15 protein-coding genes are annotated in these 19,314 nt (G+C 59.9%); 4 read left to right on the top strand and 11 right to left on the bottom strand.

Features of this window, described 5'->3' with window-relative positions:
- The 4 genes from ileS to FNU79_RS11020 all read right to left on the bottom strand — a co-directional run bounded on the left by ileS (position 1) and on the right by FNU79_RS11020 (position 7,361).
- Complete coding sequence (gene ileS, locus FNU79_RS11005) at positions 1-3,210, bottom strand: isoleucine--tRNA ligase (RefSeq protein WP_143720901.1); 3,210 nt, start codon at positions 3,208-3,210, stop codon at positions 1-3.
- Positions 3,211-3,231: 21 nt separating this feature from the next.
- The gene (locus tag FNU79_RS11010) at positions 3,232-3,555 is read right to left on the bottom strand and encodes a DHCW motif cupin fold protein (RefSeq protein WP_225430023.1); all 324 of its coding nucleotides are present in this window, start codon (positions 3,553-3,555) and stop codon (positions 3,232-3,234) included.
- 458 nt (positions 3,556-4,013) lie between these two features.
- The gene (locus FNU79_RS11015; protein ID WP_143720903.1) at positions 4,014-6,518 is read right to left on the bottom strand and encodes a phosphoenolpyruvate carboxylase; all 2,505 of its coding nucleotides are present in this window, start codon (positions 6,516-6,518) and stop codon (positions 4,014-4,016) included.
- An 84-nt stretch (positions 6,519-6,602) separates the two neighbouring features.
- Complete coding sequence (locus tag FNU79_RS11020; RefSeq protein ID WP_143720904.1) at positions 6,603-7,361, bottom strand: TIGR00282 family metallophosphoesterase; 759 nt, start codon at positions 7,359-7,361, stop codon at positions 6,603-6,605.
- Between the two features lie 191 nt (positions 7,362-7,552).
- On the opposite strand from FNU79_RS11020, the gene FNU79_RS11025 reads away from it, so the two are divergent.
- Positions 7,553-8,596, top strand: a complete 1,044-nt coding sequence (locus FNU79_RS11025) for an HD-GYP domain-containing protein (RefSeq protein ID WP_143720905.1) — start codon at positions 7,553-7,555, stop codon at positions 8,594-8,596.
- A 67-nt stretch (positions 8,597-8,663) separates the two neighbouring features.
- Here FNU79_RS11025 and FNU79_RS11030 read toward each other — a convergent pair whose 3' ends face one another.
- The 3 genes from FNU79_RS11030 to FNU79_RS19435 all read right to left on the bottom strand — a co-directional run bounded on the left by FNU79_RS11030 (position 8,664) and on the right by FNU79_RS19435 (position 11,914).
- A complete protein-coding gene (locus FNU79_RS11030; RefSeq protein WP_143720906.1) occupies positions 8,664-9,854 on the bottom strand; it encodes an FtsX-like permease family protein in 1,191 nt (396 codons plus the stop codon).
- An 84-nt stretch (positions 9,855-9,938) separates the two neighbouring features.
- Positions 9,939-10,979 carry a hypothetical protein gene (locus FNU79_RS19430; RefSeq protein ID WP_225430024.1) on the bottom strand — a complete coding sequence of 347 codons (1,041 nt, stop codon included), beginning with the start codon at positions 10,977-10,979 and terminating at the stop codon, positions 9,939-9,941.
- Positions 10,980-11,356: 377 nt separating this feature from the next.
- A complete protein-coding gene (locus FNU79_RS19435; protein ID WP_225430025.1) occupies positions 11,357-11,914 on the bottom strand; it encodes an RlpA-like double-psi beta-barrel domain-containing protein in 558 nt (185 codons plus the stop codon).
- Between the two features lie 919 nt (positions 11,915-12,833).
- Here FNU79_RS19435 and FNU79_RS11045 point away from each other — a divergent pair.
- Complete coding sequence (locus tag FNU79_RS11045; protein ID WP_143720907.1) at positions 12,834-14,261, top strand: mercuric reductase; 1,428 nt, start codon at positions 12,834-12,836, stop codon at positions 14,259-14,261.
- 33 nt (positions 14,262-14,294) lie between these two features.
- Here the strand turns inward: FNU79_RS11045 and FNU79_RS11050 are convergent, their stop codons facing one another.
- The 4 genes from FNU79_RS11050 to mraZ form a co-directional block, all read right to left on the bottom strand.
- A complete protein-coding gene (locus FNU79_RS11050) occupies positions 14,295-15,644 on the bottom strand; it encodes a peptidoglycan D,D-transpeptidase FtsI family protein (RefSeq protein WP_124867889.1) in 1,350 nt (449 codons plus the stop codon).
- 115 nt (positions 15,645-15,759) lie between these two features.
- A complete protein-coding gene (locus tag FNU79_RS11055) occupies positions 15,760-16,125 on the bottom strand; it encodes a hypothetical protein (RefSeq protein ID WP_124867887.1) in 366 nt (121 codons plus the stop codon).
- A complete protein-coding gene (gene rsmH, locus FNU79_RS11060; protein ID WP_143720944.1) occupies positions 16,118-17,032 on the bottom strand; it encodes a 16S rRNA (cytosine(1402)-N(4))-methyltransferase RsmH in 915 nt (304 codons plus the stop codon). Before rsmH ends, FNU79_RS11055 begins: the two co-directional genes overlap by 8 nt.
- 82 nt (positions 17,033-17,114) lie before the next feature.
- Positions 17,115-17,543: a division/cell wall cluster transcriptional repressor MraZ gene (gene mraZ / locus FNU79_RS11065; RefSeq protein ID WP_124867885.1), complete on the bottom strand. Its 429-nt coding sequence runs from the start codon at positions 17,541-17,543 to the stop codon at positions 17,115-17,117.
- Positions 17,544-17,790: 247 nt separating this feature from the next.
- Here mraZ and FNU79_RS11070 point away from each other — a divergent pair, with 247 nt between their 5' ends.
- Together FNU79_RS11070 and FNU79_RS11075 are read left to right on the top strand one after the other, a co-directional pair.
- Positions 17,791-18,192: a DUF423 domain-containing protein gene (locus FNU79_RS11070; RefSeq protein WP_143720908.1), complete on the top strand. Its 402-nt coding sequence runs from the start codon at positions 17,791-17,793 to the stop codon at positions 18,190-18,192.
- Between the two features lie 42 nt (positions 18,193-18,234).
- A complete protein-coding gene (locus tag FNU79_RS11075) occupies positions 18,235-19,026 on the top strand; it encodes a VC0807 family protein (protein WP_143720909.1) in 792 nt (263 codons plus the stop codon).
- Positions 19,027-19,314: the final 288 nt, after the last annotated feature.

Genomic DNA, 19,314 nt, shown 5'->3' on the forward strand with positions numbered 1-19,314 from the left:
TTAGGCCTCAACGTGTTCGTCGGCCAATTCGCCGCTGCGCTCCAGCTTCTCCAGGTACGCTGTGCCGCCTTCCACCTCTGCCGCGAAGCCTGAAGCCGCGCCGAACACCAGCATCTCGGCCAACGTCTCCGACATCAAGTATTCCTGCCAGACTTCAGCGGCTTCTCTGGCCTTGCCGTTCAGCTCTAGGTGCAGGGTGATTCGGTCAGACACCTCGAACCCGGCCTTCTTGCGCCCGTCCTGAATGCCGCGCACCAGATCGCGGGCCAAGCCTTCCAGCTCTAAGTCGTGGGTCAGGGTGGTGTCGAAAGCCACCAAATAACCGGCTTCTTCCATCGCGGCGAAGCCCTCAGGTGACTTGGCGTCCACCAGCACTTCGTCCGGCCCCAGCTCGAAGCGTTGACCGTTCGGGGCAATAACTTCAAATTGCTGTCCGTCGCGCACGGCGCGGGCGATCTCGGAGGCATCGGCGGCACTGAGGGCAGCACGGACTTGCGGCACGGCCTTGCCGAACTTTTTGCCCAGCAGCGGCAAATTGGGCCGCAACTGATAGCTGACCAACTCGGCGTACTGATCCAGCAGCTCCACTTCCTTGACGTTGAGTTCTTCCTTGATCTGCTCGGCAAAGCGGCCCAGTGCCTGCGTCATCTCGCCGCTTCTGGCCCGCAGCATCACGCGCGGCAGGGGTTGGCGCTGACGCATTCCGCTTTGCCCGCGCACCGCCCGCCCGAGGCCGACAACCCGCAGCACCGCGTCCATTTCGCCCACCAAGCTCGGCGCACTCAGCGCTTCGTCTACGATCGGCCAGCTCGCCAGATGCACACTCTCCGGCGCTGAGGCGTCCACGCTCCGCACCAGATTCTGATACAGCGTCTCGGCCAGAAACGGTGTGAACGGCGCGGTCAGCAGCGTCACGGTCTTGAGCGCGGCATGCAAGGTGGCGTAAGCGCTGACGTCCACACCGTCTTGGCTGTAAAAGCGGCGGCGGTTGCGCCTCACGTACCAGTTACTCAAATCCTCGGTGACAAAGTCTTGCAGGGCGCGGCTGGAGCCGGTCGGGTCGTAATGTTCCAGCCGCTCGGTAACGGTGGCGACCAAAGTTTGCAGCTTGGCCATCAGCCAACGGTCCACCTCGGGGCGCTCGGCCACCGGCGGCGCGGCGCTGAGGTCAGGGTTATCCAGATTGGCGTACAGCACGAAGAAACTGTAGGTGTTCCAGAGCGTCAAAAAGTAGCTTCTGAACGCCTCGCCCACCAAGTTCATCCCAAATCGGCGGCTGAGTTCCGGCGGCGCGGACACGTACATGTACCAGCGGGCCGCGTCCGCGCCGTATTGCTCGAACACGTCCCAGGGGTTGACGATATTGCCCTTGCTTTTGGACATCTTGAGGCCTTTTTCATCCAAGATATGCCCCGAACAGATCACCGACTTGTACGCCACCGAATCAAACACCATGGTGCCGATCTGATGCAGACTGTTGAACCAACCCCGCGTCTGGTCAATCGCTTCGGCGATGAAATCAGCCGGGAAGCCGCCTTCCTCAAATTTCTGCTTGTTTTCAAATGGGTAATGGTGCTGCGCGAACGGCATAGAGCCGGAGTCGTACCACACGTCCATCACGTAAGGTACTCGCTTATACGTTTCGCCTTCAAATTCAAACGAAATATCGTCCACGTAAGGGCGGTGAGGATCGAAATCCGGCCCCATCAGTTCGCTGCGGCCACTCAGTTCGGCCAGCTCCTGATAACTGCCGATCACTTTGTATTTGCTGGCGTCTTCATTTTCCCAGATCGGCAGCGGCGTGCCCCAGTAGCGGCTGCGCGAGAGATTCCAATCGATCAAGTTTTCTAGCCAGCCACCATACCGCCCGTTTTTGATGTGCGGCGGGTGCCAGTTGATGGTTTGATTGAGTTCGATCAGGCGTTCTTTAAGCGAAGTGTTGTTCAAATACCAACTTTCGGTGGCGTAATACATCAGCGGTGTACCGCAGCGCCAGCAGTGAGGGTAAGAGTGCAGAAAGTTCTTTTCTTTCCACATCACGCCTCTGGCTCTCAAATCACGGATGATGTCTTGGTTGGCGTCTCTAAAAAACACCCCTTTCCACGGGCCGTAACGGTGTTTGCCTTCGTTATCCACGCCCACGATGACCGGGAAGCCGTAATTGCGGGCCAGACGCATGTCATCTTCGCCAAAGGCGGGCGCAGTATGCACGATGCCGGTGCCGTCAGAATCGGAAACGTAGGTGTCTAAACCGCTCATCCAAACTGTTTTGCCTTCGCCCTCGACTTCATACGCTTCGGTGAATGGGGGAGAGTAAGAAACGCGGTCAAGCTCGCTGCCCTTAAAGGACTTGATGACTTCTGCTTCTTCGCCCAACACTTCAATCAAGAGTGAACGGGCCAAGATTAGAACCTTACCGTCTTTGTCTTTTGCCGCCACATATTCAAAGTTGGGGTGAATCGCTACGCCGACGTTGTAGGGCAAAGTCCACGGCGTTGTCGTCCACACCAAAAAGGCCGCGCCCTCTTCCAACCCCAATTTTTCAGGCTCGGTCAAATCAAAGGTGACATAGATGCTGGGGTCTTGGATGTCTTTGTACCCCTCGCTGACTTCAGCGTTGCTGAGGGTCGTGCCGTCTTTGGGGCAATACGGCGCGACTCTAAAGCCTTTATAGAGCAGCCCCTTTTCTTGAAGCTGTTTGACACTCCACCAGATGCTCTCGACGTAGTCTTTGTTGAGTGTCATGTAGGCGTCGTCCAAATCGACCCAGTAGCCCATTCGTTCGGTAAATTTGCGCCACTCGCCTTCATAGGCAAAAACACTCTGCCGGCACTCGGCATTAAACTTGTCAATGCCGTAAGCTTCCACTTCCCGCTTAGAGTTGAGGCCCAGTTTTTTCTCTACGCCGATTTCCACTGGCAGGCCATGGGTATCCCAGCCCGCTTTGCGCGGTACATGAAAGCCCTGCATGGTTTTAAAGCGTGGAAACAAGTCTTTGAAGCTGCGGGCCTGAACGTGGTGAATACCCGGCTGGCCGTTGGCGGTAGGTGGCCCCTCGTAAAAGGTATACAGCGGCTGGCCTTTGGTTTGCTCAAGCGAGCGCTCAAAGACTTTGTTTTCTGCCCACCACTTTAAGATTTGTTCTTCGAGTTCGGGAAATTTGGGGTTTTGTTGAACGGGCTGGAAGGTTGTTCTGGACGGTGTGGTCATCTCGGCTCCTTTAAAATTGAACTAATCTACGATGAATAATTTGGCTCCGCCCTTTGTGCTGGAGCGGTGGGCTTCGGCTTGGTCGGCGACTTGGTAACTCATGCCCGCCGTCAGCGTGAAAATGCGGCCATCTTCTAACTCAGTTTGCAGTTCACCATCGAGCACCAGTAAAATGTGGCCCTTACTGCACCAGTGATCAGCCAAGTAGTCCGCCGTGTAGTCCACCTGCCGCACCCGAACTATGCCGAACTGCTGGGTGCGGCAGTAGGCCTGACCCGTAATGCCCGCGTGCTGGGTGGCCGGAAGGCTGGCCCAATCGGTGACGCCAAAGGGAATGTCGGTCATGTGCATACTGGACTCTCCTTTCAAGCAACTTGCTGAGCGGCAAACCAAAAAAGCAGCGCTGTCCCTAAACTGCTGGGACGCGCCGCCCTAAGTAGACGTGTGCGTGGTGCCACCCAACTTCGCCGCCCGGTGCGAGCGACCTCGTTGAAGACCCTCTGCCGGGGGGTGTCCGGAGCGTTCTAATCAGCCGCCAGCATCGACGCTTGTGCTCGGTGCTGGCGGCCTTTCTTCGCTCGGCGCGGGAGGTGATGTTCAGCGGAGCGCAGATTCGTCAGGCTTTCACCGTCCCTGACTCGCTGGTGACTCTGCTTGCTCCGCGTACTGTCCTCGCGTTCGCCCTGAGATGGATTCGGCCTTTCCTGCGGGCCTGCCCTCATGGTAAGCGGGCGAGCGGGCTGGGTCAATCCGCACTTTTGGCTTTACCCAGACAACAGCTCTCTTAGGCCAAGCGCAAACCCTTATCCCGTGTTCCGTACCCCCGCCGCGATGCCCTGCACGCTCAGCAGCAGCGGACGCTCATAGGTGTCTAGGCCGCCTTCCTCAGCCCGCGAGCGGCGCAGCAACTCCACTTGAATGCGGTGAATCGGGTCGATGTACGGGTTGCGCAGCCCGATACTTTCTTTCAGGCGCGGCTCGTTGTGCAGCAGCTCGCCGCCCACCACGCTTTCCACCTGCTGCACCGCTTTGGTGTAGGCGGTTTGCAATCTCTCGGCCAGTTCACTGCCCGCGCCGCCGAGGCTCAGGTAATCTTCAAAAATCAGCGGATCGCTCTTGGCCAGCGCCATCTGCGCGTTATCCAGCATGCTGCGGAAAAACGGCCACTGCTGATACATTTCCCGCGCCAGCTCAGGGCCAACCGCTTCAATCGCTTCGGGCAACCCGTACCAGCCCGGCAAGTTGGCGCGGTTTTGCGTCCAGCTCATCACCCACGGAATGGCCCGGAGGTTGCTCAGGGTGGGCGCACCCGGACGGCGAACCGGGCGCGAGGCGATGTTGAGGCGCGAGATTTCGTGAATCGGCGTGACCGCTTCAAAGAACGGCAAAAAGTGCGTGTCTTCCACCAAGTCGCGGTACATCTGGGCGCTGATTTTGCTGGCCCGTGTCAGGGCGTCTGTCCAGGTCGCGGGCAAATCGGCTTTGGGCCGCGCCGCCGAGAGCAGCAGGCCGTAGAGGGCTTGCTCCAAATTGCGGTGAGCCAAAATCGGGTGGCTGTACTTGTCGGACAGCGCTTCGCCCTGCTCAGTGATGCGCAGTCCGGCGTCGATGGTTCCGGCGGGTTGCCCCAATATCGCCCGCGAAGCTGGCCCGCCGCCGCGCCCGATGCTGGTGCCGCGCCCGTGAAAAAACCGCCAAGGCACGCCGGCTTGCTCGCACACTGCGCTGATTTTGCGCTGCGCTTCGTGGAGGGCCCAGTTGGCGGCCAGAAATCCGGCGTCTTTGTTGGAATCCGAGTAGCCCAGCATAATTTCTTGCACGTCGCCTGCCAGCACCGCACGGTATTCCGGCAGCGAGAGCAGCTCCCACATCACGCTGGGAGCGCGTTCCAAATCGCCCAGCGTTTCAAACAGCGGCACCGGTAAAATCCTAAAGCCGACTTCACGGGCCAGCAGCAGCGGCTCCAAAATGTCGCTGACCGACTCGCTCATGCTGATGATGTAGCGGCCAAAAGCGCGGGGGCCGACCAGCGCGACGGCCTGCTGCACCTCGCGGATTGGGCCGATGGTGCGCTCCAGCTCGTCGGGAAACGGGCAATTGGCAGGCCAGAGGGGGCGGCGCGACCTGAGTTCGGCGGCCAACACTTCCAACTTGGTGTGTTCAGGGAGGTCGGCGTAATTGCCCGACACGCCCGCTTCTTTGAGGAGTTCGGCCACCGCCGCCCCGGTCAGTTGGCTGTGTTCGCGCACGTCCAAGCTCACCAGATGCTGCCCAAAGGTTCGGGCCACCGTCAGCAGCGGAGTCAGCAGTTGGTCGGCGCTGCGGGCTTGACCGTCTTGGCGCAGTCTGGCGTCCAAAGCTTCCAAAGTGGGTAGCAGTTCCACCGGCTCTCCGCCGCGCACCGCGTCGTGGAGGTCGCGCAGGGTCTGGCGGTACGGTTCTTCGCCGCCCTCATCCTGAAGATGATCGGCTTGGCTGAGGTCAGTATAGGCCTGACGAATATGAGTCAGCAGCAACTCGCGGGCGCGTTCGCGGTGGAGAGAGAGCGTTTCGCGGGTGGCTTCCGGCGTCACGAACGGGTTACCGTCGCGGTCGCCGCCCATCCACGAGCTGAAACTCAGCGGCAATTTGGCGTCGCTGCGCTGGCCGTACACATGCACAAAAGCCCGCTCCAAATCGCGTTGCAAGCGCGGCAGCGCCTGAGCGATGGTGGGCAGGTAGCTCAGCCCGCCCTTGACTTCATCTTGGACGGTGGGCTTGAGGCGGCGCAGCTCCGGCGTGGCCCACATCGCTTCAATGTGCGCCGCAACGCGGGCGGTGGCTTCCTTGGCGGTGCCGGGGTCGCCCAAATCGGGAATGGTTTCGGCGACTTCGACCAAGTGGTTGCGAACCGTGCGCCGCCGCATCTCGGTGGGATGGGCGGTAAAGGTCAGGCCCAAATCGACGCGCTCGATTAAGGCTTCGGTTTGCTCGGCGCTGAGGCCCAGCACTTTGAGGTCAGTCAAGGCCTGCTCCAAACTCTGTGAACGCACGCCTCTGCGCTCTGATAAGGCCCGTACCCGTTCGTATTCCTCGGCCAAATTGACCAATTGGAAGTACCAGGTAAAAGCCCGCACCAGATTTTCGGCGTCTCCGACCTTGAGATCAGCGATCAGGGTTTGTAATTCGGCTGAACCTTCACCGCTGCGGGCCCGGCGCACCAGCGCCCGAACTTGTTCCACCAAGTTGTAAAAGCCTTCGCCCTCTTGCTCTTTGAGAACTTGTCCGAGGGTGCGGCCCAGTAAATTGACGTCGTCACGAATACCCATGTGTTTCTCCGTAAGTGTTGAGGATCGAAATGGAAGGGGAACGGTTAATAAGAACCGAGAACTTCAGCTTCGCTTACGGATCACTTATTCCTCGTAGTGATATCGCTCAATCGTCAAGGCTTTGCCGTTCTCCAATTCAAGCATCACGCCGTTGAGTTCGGCTGGGCCTTCTTTGACGCCGAAGCGGTGGGGGCGCTCGGTCAGGAACTTCTGGATGGGGCCTTCCGGGTCAGCGCCGATGATGCTGTGTGCCGGGCCAGTGAATCCGGCGTCAGTCTGGAAGGCGGTGCCGCGCGGCAAAATTCGGCTGTCGGCAGTGGGCACGTGGGTATGGGTGCCGATCACGGCGGCGACCCGCCCGTCTAAGTGCCAAGCCAGCGCAGCTTTTTCGCTGGTGGCCTCGGCGTGAAAATCCACAAACACGCTGCCCAGATCGGGCTGCCCCAGCAATCTGTCCATCACCAAAAAGGGATTGTGAACTGCTTCCATAAAGACCCGCCCCAGCAAATTGACCACCGTGACGCGCTCGCTGCCGACCTCAAAGGTGTTCCAGCCGCGTCCGGGCGTACCGGAAGGCATATTCAGTGGGCGAATCAGGCGTGGGTCGTCCAGCAGCCCGTAGACTTCCTTGTGGTGCCAAGCGTGGTTGCCCAGCGTCACCGCGTCCGCGCCCGCGCCGGTGATGAGTTCAAACGATTCGCGGTTGAGGCCAAAGCCGCCCGCCGCGTTTTCGCCGTTGACGATAATGAAATCAAAATTGGAGCGCAGCTTGGGTAATTGTTCGGCCAGCACCCGCCTGCCGGGCTTGCCGTAAACGTCTCCTACAAAAAACACACGCAACATGCCCCGCACTTTAGCGGCAAAGCGTAGAGGCCACGGCAGGTTTGTTTACGCCACTCCTGGTTGCGCTTGGGCCGGGCCAAACACGAACCGTCAGATCCAGTCAGAATTCTGTCAAATAGATTGAGATAGAATAAGGCCATGAACGTCTGGCCCGACAACAAACCAGCACCACGGCCAAGGCGTGATGAGGGTTGAGCGGTCCCTTCAGCCGCTACCCTTTTGACGATCTCGGCGCGACCGAACAGGCGAATCTTCCAGAGCGCTCGTTGGTGCAGGGCCAGCAACCGGACATCGAGGCCAATGACGCCGAGTTGCTGGCCTTGCAGCCATCGGCGCTGTTTTTGCTCGACCAAGCGGGCATCCTGATTCGGCTCGGCGGCAACTGGCAAGGTGTTACCGGCCTGCGGCCCGAGCAGGTGCTGGGCCGCCCGCTGCACCAATTTGTCAAGTTGCCGCCCAGCAGCCACCCCCAAGGCTTGTATGCACAGAGCGGCGTGTGCGAGGAAGCGTCTATCGGGCGCGGCGGCTTGTCGAAGCGGGTTCGGCTCGTTTGGCAGCGCGGCGAGGGCGGCACCGGCGGCAGTCTGGAGCTGCCCGGCCCCAGAGAGCGCGAAATTTATGAGCGCAGCGAGAAGTTGCGTCGCGCCGAGGTCGCTTTGGAGCAGACCATCACCTGTTTGGGCACCGCCCTCGATACGTTCCAGAGCCACCACGTCAAGCGGATGGTGTCTTACGCCGTCCGGCTGGGTCAGGCTTACGGCCTCAGCGAACAAGACCTCAGTGCGCTGCGCTGGGGCGCGGCCCTGCACGACGTGGGCAAAGTGCGTGTTCCCCAACATATCCTGATTAAAACCGGGCCGCTGAGTGCTGACGAATTCGGTGTGGTTCTCCAGCATCCGCAGTGGGGCGCAGAAATTTTGGAACAGCTCGAATTTTTGCCCGCCGCTGCCCGTGACACTGTGCTCCACCACCATGAGCGCTGGGACGGTCAAGGCTACCCCGCCGGACTGCGGGAAGACCAGATTCCCCTTCTCGCCCGCATCGTGATGATCGCCGACGTTTTCGACGCGCTGACCAGTGACCGCTCCTACAAAACGGCTTGGACACCTGCCGCCGCCGGCGAGTACCTGATCCGCGAATCGGGCCGCGCCTTCGAGGGCCACTTGGTGCGCTTGTTTTTGGAACGGGTTATGGATCTGGGCTACCTCTACGGCGATCAGGCGGGCACGCCCTGAGCGGATTGAAAACGCTTTCATCGGCGGGCGGCTTCTCCGTATTGGCCTTTATGAAAGCGCTGCCCTTTTAGCGAATAATCCGCGCCGGCTCGATGCCTGCCGCCCGCCGCGCCGGAAGCAGCGCCGCCAGCAGCGTGGTGCTGATGCCCAGCGCATTGACCCACAGCAGATCGCTCAGGCGCACCTGCACCGGCAGCGCGGTAATGAAATAAAGGTCGCCGGGAATCTGAAAAGGCCGCCAAGTAAAATACAAGCTGATGGCCAGGCCCAGCACATTGCCCAGCAGCAAGCCCGCCGCGCCGAGGGCCGCTCCCTGCCAGACAAATGCCCAGATGATCTGCCGGCGCGACGCGCCCATCGCCCGCAAAATGGCGATCTCTGGCGTTTTTTCAAAGACGGTCAGCGTCAGCACATTGGCAATGCCGAACGCCGCCACGATCACGATCAAAAACACCACGAAGCCGATGACCTGCTTTTGCAACTTGAGTTGGTCGAGCAGCGAGCCGTAGAGATTTTGCCAGGGCAGGCTGCTGTACGGCAGGGCGCTACTGATCGCTTGCCCCACCTGCGGCGCGAGGTCGGGGTCTTTGAGGCGGGCTTGGTAGCCGCTGACGCGGGTGTTGCCCTGAATCTGTTGCAAGGTGCTCAGCGGCACGAAGGCGTAAGCGCTGTCGATCAGGTAATTGCCGCTGCGGAAAATGCCCGCCACTTTGAGGACGCTGCGGCGCTGGGTGCTGCCGGCCAGTAAGCGCAACTCCTGACCCTGAAAGGCTCCGAGGCTCTGGGCAAGGGCGCTGCCCAGCAGCACTTCATTGGGCTTGAGGGTCGCCAGCAACTGACTTTCCTCGGGCGGGAGGCCCAGCACCTTACCTGCTTCGGCGGTGACGCCAAACAGCGTGGCAAAATCCAGCCCCGCGCCGCGTCCGTCTGAGGCCGGCCGGGTCAGTAAGCCTTTGTCGGCCAGAAACGGCATAAAGGCCACGACGTCTTTGTTTTGCCGCAGCGCTTTTTCCATTTCAGGATCAGCGCCGCCGGGCGTGAAACGGGTCAGGCTCAGGTGGGGCGTGGCCCGCAAGGTCGCCTGAATAAGAGCGCCGGTAAAGCCGTTGGTGAGGCTCAGCGCCGCGATCAGCACCATCACGCCGACGGCGATGCCCAGCACGGTGCTTAAGTTTTGGGTGCGCCGCCGCCGCAAATGGGCGCGGGCCAGTGTCAACGGCAGCGAAGTGGGAGCGGGAGGTCGGGAAGGTGCGGGCACGTTCAGCGAGGATAGCAGAAGAGCGCTGGCCCACAGACTTGCGGCGGCAGCGCTCTTTGCGTTGACGTGTTGGTGCGCCCTGCTTTAACGAATGCCTGTAATCGTCACGCTGCGGGCACCCCATTGGTAGGCTTGGGCGCGGCTGCCCATCCAGATGTCAATGGTGTTGGACATTCGCACGTTCATGGTGTCTTCGACGATGAAGGTGCGTCCGTTGAGCAGGCCCGCACTGTCCTGCAAGGTCACGCGGCTGCCGTAGGGGAAAATGCGCAGCAAATCGCGACTGAGCGCAATGACGCCGGGACGTACCCGCGTGCCGGTTGCCGTGACAAAGGGGCTGTTGTCGGTTTGGCCCACGTCGCTGCTGTAGGCGGTGGCCTTGACCACTCGGCTGTAGCCGCGTTGCTGCGGCCTGCTGACGACAGGCGAGTTGGCCGGAGTGCTGACGGCTCTGGGCGCTTTGGCGGGTTGCGGCTTGGGCGCGGCGACTTGGGACTTGGGCGCAGCCACAGGCGCTTTGACTTGAGGCGCAAGTTGAGCTGCCACCGCCGCGACTTGGGTAACGGCGGCACTGACCTCCAGTTGGCGCTGAAGCTGCGCTTGAACGGCTGGCGCGGCATTTAGAGTCGGAGCTTTGGTCGGAGCGGCCTTGACCTGAACGGATGAAGCCTGCACGGGTTTACTTTCTATCGGCCCCGCCGCTTGACTCACCACCTGCCCAATCAAAGTGCTGCTGGGCAGTTGCGGCAACGTGGCGACGCTAAAGGTGGAGAGTGGAGCGCCCGGCGTTCCCTTGGAGACCGCAGCCTTGATGGCCGCAGATTGAGCGGCTGGTGCGGCCTGCGGCGCTGACGCCTTTGCTTTTTCGGGCGTGGCCTTGACTTCTGGCTTTATCTCAGCGGGCCACAGCGGCGCTTGACCGTGAATGATCAGGGCGGCGCGGGTGAGCTGCTGGGTCAAGCTGCCGCTCAAGCTGAGGGGCAGCGGCGTGGCGGCGGCCTTGAGCGCCTGCTTGGGCGGAGTCTGCTCTTTGGGTACTTGGGTGGTATTTTCACCGCTTTGCGCCGCCGCGAGTCCATACAAGCCGAAAGCCACCGCGCTCACCAACTGCATTTTTTTCTGCATTCAACTCCCTGTTGCCGTGCTCCTGAATCATCTTGGTCATTCTCGGCTCGACCTAAAACGGCTGAGCGCTGTCTGAATCTTCGTTTGTCCGGCTCAAAATCTGTTCTGAGCAACCACTCTCAAGCTCTAAATGGTCAATAAGCGGTCTGAGGAGCCAATTCACTCAGCCGCAACGTTTCAAAGCCTAAGGACGCATCATGTATAAAAAATAAGAAAAAAGCCTTTAGATCTCATCTTAGAGAGCGCTTCTGACTGTTCTTTTTGAGCTTGCCGTTGCTTGGCTGCTCGAAGAATGAGAGAAAACCAAGCACGGCGGCTTAGTTCCTCATGAGTGATTGGAGACAGATTTGTGAAATTTTAGGGATTGACCGAAGAATTTAGCGAAGCGCCGTGATTCTGACGGTGCGTGAGCCCCAGGCCAGTGCTTGAGCGCGGCTGCCCATCCAGATGTCAACGGTGTTGGCCATCCGCACGTTCATGGTGTCTTCAACGATAAAAACTCGGCCATTGAGCAGGCCAGCGCTGTCCTGTAAGGTCACGCGGCTGCCGTAAGGGAAGATGCGCAGCAAATCGCGGCTGAGTGCAATGACCCCAGGGCGTACCCGCGTGCCGGTTGCCGTAACAAAGGGGCTGTTGTCGGTTTGGCCGGCTTCGCTGTTGTAGGCGGTGGCCTTGACCGTGCGCGTCGCTCCCCGAGTGCGGCTGGCCGCCACTTCGTCGGGCAGTGCCGGCTCGCCGAGGCCCAGCATGCTTTGCACCGCTGTTTGGGTCAGGCTTGCTTCTGGCAGCTGCGGCAAAATGAGATCGCCCGTCACTTGCGCCGTGCCCAAAGTGCTCAGCGCCAATGCTGCCGCGCCGGCTAGGCCGAGAACCATGACGACAGGCCGCCCAGTCGACACGGTTTGGAGGGGTTTGGACTGGACAGATTTAGTCAAGGCCGAGATGAATTTGAACACCGAACTGAATATCGCCATATGTAAACTCCTTGAGAGCCGCCGAACGCAAAATCCCGCGCTCAGCGAACAGAAAAAAGACTTGCTCTGGTTTTGGTAAGCCTGATCCACCGCCTCGGAGCATCTGTCCGACCAGAGGGCTGAGTCAAAAGCTCAACCAGCTACCCTTTCAAATGCTCCCTTTGCTTCGCTCCCGTTGGTTCTTGGGCAGAACGGCACCTGCTGGGCCTGCCCGCTGTCTTGGGCACAACGGCACCTCTCGGGCCTACCCGCTCAGTCAAAAAAGAAGCTCTTTTTTTGACCACTGCTCTACGACTGGAGTTCAGCATGGAGATGAAGTCAAAAATCGTCTTCAACACGGGAGAAACAAAACTGTCCGCTCTCCCGAGACAACACAAGGTAAAGATGGTTGATGTGAGTATTTTAAGAATTATGACAAAAACTCTCACTAAATTCCCAGAGTCACTCACCGTAAAATTACCTTCAGCTTCTGCTGGAGAACAAAAACTCAGATGAGAGAAGTCCTTTTTGACGACTCCATTTCTTATTTATGAAGAAGTGGTGATGTCTTTAGAAATTCCATTGTTCTGCTGGACTTTTTGGCGATTCCGCGCCTGTTTTTGTCGATTGCTGCGAGATGCTACTGAGCACTAACGGCACAGGAACTTGCGGCTGTCGTCGTATTCCTGCTCGCTGAGGAGACCCGCCTACACGAATCAGCCTCGGAGATCAGAAGTTCCTCAGCGCCCTGCGGCTGCGCCCGTTGGAAAGTTGTACAGAGTAAAGTCAGCCACAGCCCGCTGCTTAAGCCGATTAAACTGGTGATGAAGCGGGGAAGAAATTCGGCTTTTGCTTTTCTTGCTCCCGTCACCCTCCACCTTCCCTCACCCAAGGAGTTTTCATGACCTCACCAACCCCCAACGCCTCTTCCTCACCTTCTCCCTCGGCCATCGTCATCGGCGCGGGGCAAGCGGGTGGGCCGCTGGCAGGCGCGTTGTCTAAAGCGGGCTGGCAAGTCACGCTGATCGAGCGCGAACATGTCGGCGGCACCTGCGTCAACGAAGGTTGCACCCCCACCAAAGCCATGATCGCCAGCGCTCAGGCCGCCCACGTGTCCCGGCACTCGCAGGCGCTGGGTGTGCGGGCTGAGGGAGTCACGGTTGACCTGAGTCAAATCGTTGACCGCGTGCAGGGCATCGTCAGCGACTTCCGGGAAGGCAGCAAAGCGGGCGTGCTCAAAGCGGGCGTGAAGTTGCTGGACGGGCAGGCCAAATTTACCGGCGTACGTGAGGTGGAAGTCAGCCTTAATGACGGCACCGTACAGCAGCTCAGCGCCGATTACGTGTTCATCAACGTTGGAGCGCGTCCCCGCTGGCCGGAGTTGGCGGGCCTGGCCGGTGTAGGGGCGATGACCTCCAAGGACATTTTGCTGCTGCGCGAATTGCCTGCTCACTTGCTCATCTTGGGCGGCGGCTACATCAGCCTTGAGTTTGCTCAGCTCTACGCCCGCTTGGGCAGCCGCGTGACTGTTATCGAACACAGCCCCCGCCTCATTCCCCACGAAGATCAGGACGTGATGAGCGCCCTGCAACAGGTGCTGGAAGATGAGGGCGTGACGTTTATGCTGGGCGCGGAAGCGCTGAAGACCGAGAAAGTCGGCGGCGCAATTCACCTGACAATCGAGCAAGACGGCAAAGAGCAAACCCTCAGCGGCTCACATCTGTTGGTCGCCACTGGGCGGGTTCCCAACACCGACGGTCTCAATGTGGAGGCTACGGGCGCAACTTTAGACAAGGGCGGGTTTATTGTCGTAGACGATCACTTGCTGGCCGCCGAACGGGTGCACGCGCTGGGCGACATCAAAGGCGGGCCCGCTTTTACCCACATCTCCTACGACGATTACCGCATCGTTCGGGACGCCCTGCTGCACGGTAAGGAGCGTAGCATCAGCGGGCGTTACGTGCCGTACACCCTTTTTACCGATCCGCAACTGGGCCGCGTCGGGATCGACCGCCAAGCCGCCCTCAAACTTGGTCGCCCCACCCGCGTTTATACCCTGCCGATGAAAAATGTGGCCCGCGCCATCGAAACCAACGCCACCGCCGGACTGATGCGGGCGGTGGTGGACGACGCCAGCGACGAGTTGCTGGGCGTCACGGTGCTGGGCATGGAGGGCGGCGAAGTGATGAGCGCCCTGCAACTGGCCATGATGGGAAAGCTGACGGCCACAACGCTGAGAAACGCCACGCTGGCTCACCCGACGCTGTGCGAATCCATCAACAATCTGTTTATGGGTCAGCCGGAAGCGCTGAGTGGAATGGAAAACTAAAAAGGAAAGTGCAGCGGCCCGCTGAGGGGGTGCTTATTTTCCAGTGCTGACTTCCGGCTCTGGAGCGGGCAAAGAAGCCGCTTTGCTGATAAAAGCCGCCGTGATGTCGCGGTAAATCGGAGCGGCCAACATCGAGCCGTGATAATCGTATTTGGCTCCGTGAACCATCACCGCAATGGTGATGCGCGGCTCATCGGCGGGGTAAAAGCCCGCGAACACGCTGTCGTAGATGGTGGCGCTGTATTTGCCGTCCACCACCACTTGAGCCGTTCCTGTTTTGCCGGCCAAGTCGTAGCCCTGGATTCCGGCGGCGGCGTGAATGCCGTCGCGGATCACGTTGCGCAGGAGGGTGCGGGTGGTTTGGGCCGAGTTGACCCGAACCACGTTGCGGCTTTCCCCCGCCGGTTCGCTGGCGACCAGCCGGGGCGAGACGTAGCGCCCGTCGTTGGCCAGCGTGTTGTAGGCGGCGGCGAGTTGCAGCGGTGTAGACGACATGCCCTGCCCGAAGGCGTTGGTGATGCGCACCAGATCGTTCCATTTGCTCACCGGCTGCAAACTGCCAGTTGCCGTGATCATGGTGGGCAAGTCCACGTCCTGCCCGAACCCAAAGGCGTGCAGATACGCGTAGAGCTTTTCGTTGGGGAAGTTCTCGACGATATGGGACATGCCCACGTTGCTCGAATAGCGCAAAATGCCCTGAGTCGTCAGCGTCTTGGGGTGATCCACCGCGTCGTGGATGATGCTGCCCCACCGGCCACCGACGAAGCGCTGCATCGGGGTCTGGTAGGTGGTGTCGGCGGTGGTCAGGCCCTCATTGAGTGCGGCGGCCACCGTCAGGCCCTTGACCGTCGAACCCGGCTCGAAGCGGTCTAAAAATGGACGGTTGCGCCTCGCCTCGGCGCTGAAGGTCTTCCAGTTGTTGGGATCAAACGGCGGATAGCTGGCCGCCACCAGCACCTTGCCGGTGCGGACTTCGATGACCACTACAGAGCCGTAGACGCCTTGGTGGGCCTGCACGCCTTTGGCCAGCACACTCTCGGCGGTGGCCTGCAAGGAAGGATCCAGAGTCACCGTGACGTTTTGTCCGGCGGAGAGTTGGGTGTTGTAAGCGGCCTCAATTCCCTCTAAACCGTCTGTCATACCCATCATGCCGAGGACTTGACCGGCCAGTTTGCCCTGCGGATAAACCCGTTTGCCGTCGACGGTGCGGGCCAGCGTCGTGCCGGATTCGGTCAGGATGCTGCCGCGACTTTGCAGCACCGCCCGCTTGATGTTTTGCGGCAGGCCCCATTCGAGCTGGGCATAGGCCCACACCAATGACATAAACGCCAAAAGTGCAATGGCCTGAATAATGCGGGAGCGGTTGCGGATTTTGATTTCCATTGGCAATTCCTTAGGGAAAGTTGAGAGTAAGTTAGGAAAAAGCTCAAGGTTAGCTAAAGAAGAAATGAGTCGTTTAGGGGTGAACGGAGCTCACGGATGCGGCGAAGAGGCGCAGCTACTTCCAACGGGTGCTGATTTGAAACGAAGTCGATTCGGGGGGTAAAGCAGGCAGAGCGGGAAGAGCGGCAATGTCGCTGCTTATTTTCTTGGCTTGGGCGTACGGCACCATGCCCCGGGCGTTGGCCCAGTCGAGCAGGCGCGGGCCGGTGGTCAGCGTCTGGACTTCGAGTTCGAGGTGGTCGCGCTGGGTTTGCAGGGTCAAGATGCTGGCCCGCAAATCGCGCAGTTGCGGGTAAGTCTCGCGCGTGGCGTAGCGGATTCCCAGCAACGCGGCGGCTAGCAGCACGTAAAGGCTGGTGTAGCGCAGCGCCCGCGCCCGCCACACCGCCAAACTGGCTTGCAGGGGCAGAGGACTACTCACTGGCCTGCTGATCTGCCAGTCGCTGATCTGCTGGCTGAGTCTCAACTTTGCGGGCGGCCCGCAATTTGGCGCTGCGGGCGCGGGGATTGCGGCTTTGCTCGTCTTCACTGGCCTCGACGGGGCGCTTGGTCAGCGCTTCGAGCTGCGAATTGGTTTTGAGGAAGCGCTTGACGATGCGGTCTTCCAAGCTGTGAAAACTGATCACCGCCAGCCGCCCGCCCGGCGCGAGGAGAGTGGACGCTGCTTCTAAGCCGCCCCGGAGTGCGCCGAGTTCGTCGTTGACATAAATCCTGAGTGCTTGGAAACTGCGCCTTGCCGGGTGAATGCCGCGTGCGTGTCCGCCCGGATAAGCCCGTTTGATGATCTCGGCGAGTTGGGTGGTGGTGGCAATCGGCGCTTTTTCGCGCTCGGCTTCAATGGCGCGGGCGATGCGGCGCGAGTGGCGCTCCTCGCCGTATTCGAAGATCAGGGCGGCGAGTTCTTCGGTGGGCAGTTCATTGATGACCTCGTAAGCGCTCTCACCTTCCTGACTCATTCGCATATCGAGCGGGGCTTCGGTGTGGTAACTGAAGCCCCGCTGGGCGTCGTCGAGTTGAAAACTGCTGACGCCGATGTCGAGCAGCACACCGCTGACCTGCGTCACGCCTTGCTCGGCCAGCAGCGACACCATGTCGCGGTAATTGCCCTGCAAAATACTCAGGCCTTCCAATTCGCCCAGCCGCGAGAGGGCGTAAGGGTCTTGGTCGATGCCGTAGACCCGCGCTCCGGCTTTGAGCAGGAGTCGGGTGTGGCCCGCGCCGCCGAGCGTGCCGTCGACAAACACCTCGCCGGGCTGCGGGTCGAGCGCTTCTAAGACCTCGGCAGCCAGCACCGGCAAGTGGGTCAGGGCGTCTGAAGAACCGTCCATTTCTGGTTGAGGAGCGGCGATAGTTTTGCGGGAAGCGGATTTGGTCTTGGTCGTGGGCACGGCAAATTTTCCTGACGCGGCGCTAGGCCACGAAATTGATTAAGAGTTCGGGATGCGGCGGATTGTCTTGAACCGCTTGAATCACGGCGTCCCAGCGCTGCGGATTCCACAGCTCCAAGCGCCCCGGTGCGCCGGCGACCACCACTTCGCTTTCCAAAGCAGCGAAACTTCGCAGCGGTTGCGGCACCATCAAACGGCTCTGGGCATCTAAACGGGCTTTGCTGGCCCCCGAATAAAAAAATCTCACGAAGGCCCGGCTGTGGGCGTCGGTGAGCGGCAAGCCTTCAAGCTGCTCCTCGACGCGCTTCCAACCTGAAAGCGGAAAGAGGTACAAGCAGCCTTCCATACCGCGCGTCAAAATGACCCCGTCCTCAACAAATTCACGAAAAGCCGGTGGCATCACCACACGGCCTTTGTCATCTACTGCGTAGGGGTATTCTCCGAATGGCACAGCCGCTGCTCCTGATCCGGCCGAGGAACTGATGCGCCGCTCAGTGCCAAAACATGCGCTCACAGCAGCATTTTCTCGCCGGATAGGGTGAGTCTAACACCGAGTCCCACCTTTTACCACCATTTCCCACTTTTGTGCCCCAATCCGCCCTAAGGCGTTTCTTCTTTCCCACATTGCCGCTCAATTCCTCAGCGAAAGAGCCGGTTTTGGGACATCCGTTGCCACTGCCCGCGCTTAAACTCGGTATATGACTGAACTTGGAAGCCTCAAGACTCAGGCGTTGGCTGCGCCCAAACTCAACTCGGCGCTCAGCGGCGCGGTGCTGGCGGGCACGGCGGTGGCGCTCGGGGCGTTCGGCGCTCACGCCCTCAAAGCCGCCATCAGCGCTGAGAACCTGGCGATTTTTGAAACTGGCGTGCGCTACCAGATGTATCACGGCCTCGCGCTGCTGGTGCTGGGCGCGTACCCGCAGCAGCGGCGCGGCGCGGCTTGGCTGCTAGGCGGCACCCTTATTTTTTCGGGGAGCTTGTACGTTTTGGCCCTGACTGACACCAAATGGCTGGGGGCCATCACGCCCATCGGCGGCGTGCTGCAACTGATCGGCTGGGGCTGGGTGGCGCTCGACGCCCGCAAGCACAGGGCGAGTTGAGCGTTTCACTCGCCGTTCTCTGCGCGTGAGACAATGGCGCTCATGACTGCTCCTACCAAGCCGCCGCGCAAAAAAGCGGGCATTCCCAAAACTGTTTGGGATCTGCTGTTTACCCTAATTATTCCGATTGCCATTCTCAGCCCCAACATTTTGGGCAGCGGCATCAGCATTAGCGAGCAGGTCTTTGGCGGCGGCGTCGCCGGCAACGTGCGGGCGTACATCCTCGCCGCGCTGATTCCGGTGGCGTATGTGCTGGCCGACCTCCTGATCAACCGCACCGTCAGCGGGATCGCCCTCCTCGGCGGCGCAGTGGCGCTGGTGCGCGGGGGGCTGGCGTTTTGGTACTTAGACGGCGGCCCGCTGTTTGCTTTCAAAGACAGTGTGCCCGCGCTGCTGTTCGGCGTGTTGGCGCTGGGCAGTCTGCTGACCAAAACGCCGATTTTCAGAGTGGTGCTCGACGCCTCCACCCTCACCGAAAGCCCCGAAAACCGCGCCGCCACTCAAAAAGCCCTGCACGACAGCCAAGTCAACCAAGCGGTGCGGGCCGCTACCGTTTCCTACGGCATCGTGGAACTGGTTTCGGCGGTCATCAATTATTTCGTGAACCTTCGTCTGGTGGTCGGCAAGTTCGGCAGCGACGATTTCAACGCGCAGGTGGCTCAGGCCAATGCCGTGATGAGGATTCCCAGCTTGGTGCTCAGCGTCATCGGGGTAGGTGTGGGCATCTGGCTGATTCAGTTGGCCGTCAAAAAGCGCTACGGCAAAGAAGCCGACATCTTTTCGCCGGAAAAGCTGGCGAGGTTGCAGGAAGTGGAAAGCTCAAGCGGCATTTGACTGCCGATTTAAGTTGCCCTTCTCGGGTGTCGCCTTTAGAGACAACGAAACCTCGCCACCTCCGGCGGGGTTTTTTGCTGATCCTTCGGCAGCGCCCTGCCTTTTTTTGTGCGGTTTTTTACGCTTTAGGTTGCGTGATTCAAGTTGGACGTGTGAGGGAACTGTAAGCGGCTACAGGTGAGACTAAAGCAAGAAAGCTCGTTTCAAGAGTCTCTGATGCCTGGCACAGTTCACTTGACCCAAAATTCGATATAAAGTTCATGAAGAGTCGCTTATTGCTTTATGAAC

Origin of the sequence: Deinococcus detaillensis (assembly GCF_007280555.1) — a bacterium.
GTDB classification, from domain to species: domain Bacteria; phylum Deinococcota; class Deinococci; order Deinococcales; family Deinococcaceae; genus Deinococcus; species Deinococcus detaillensis.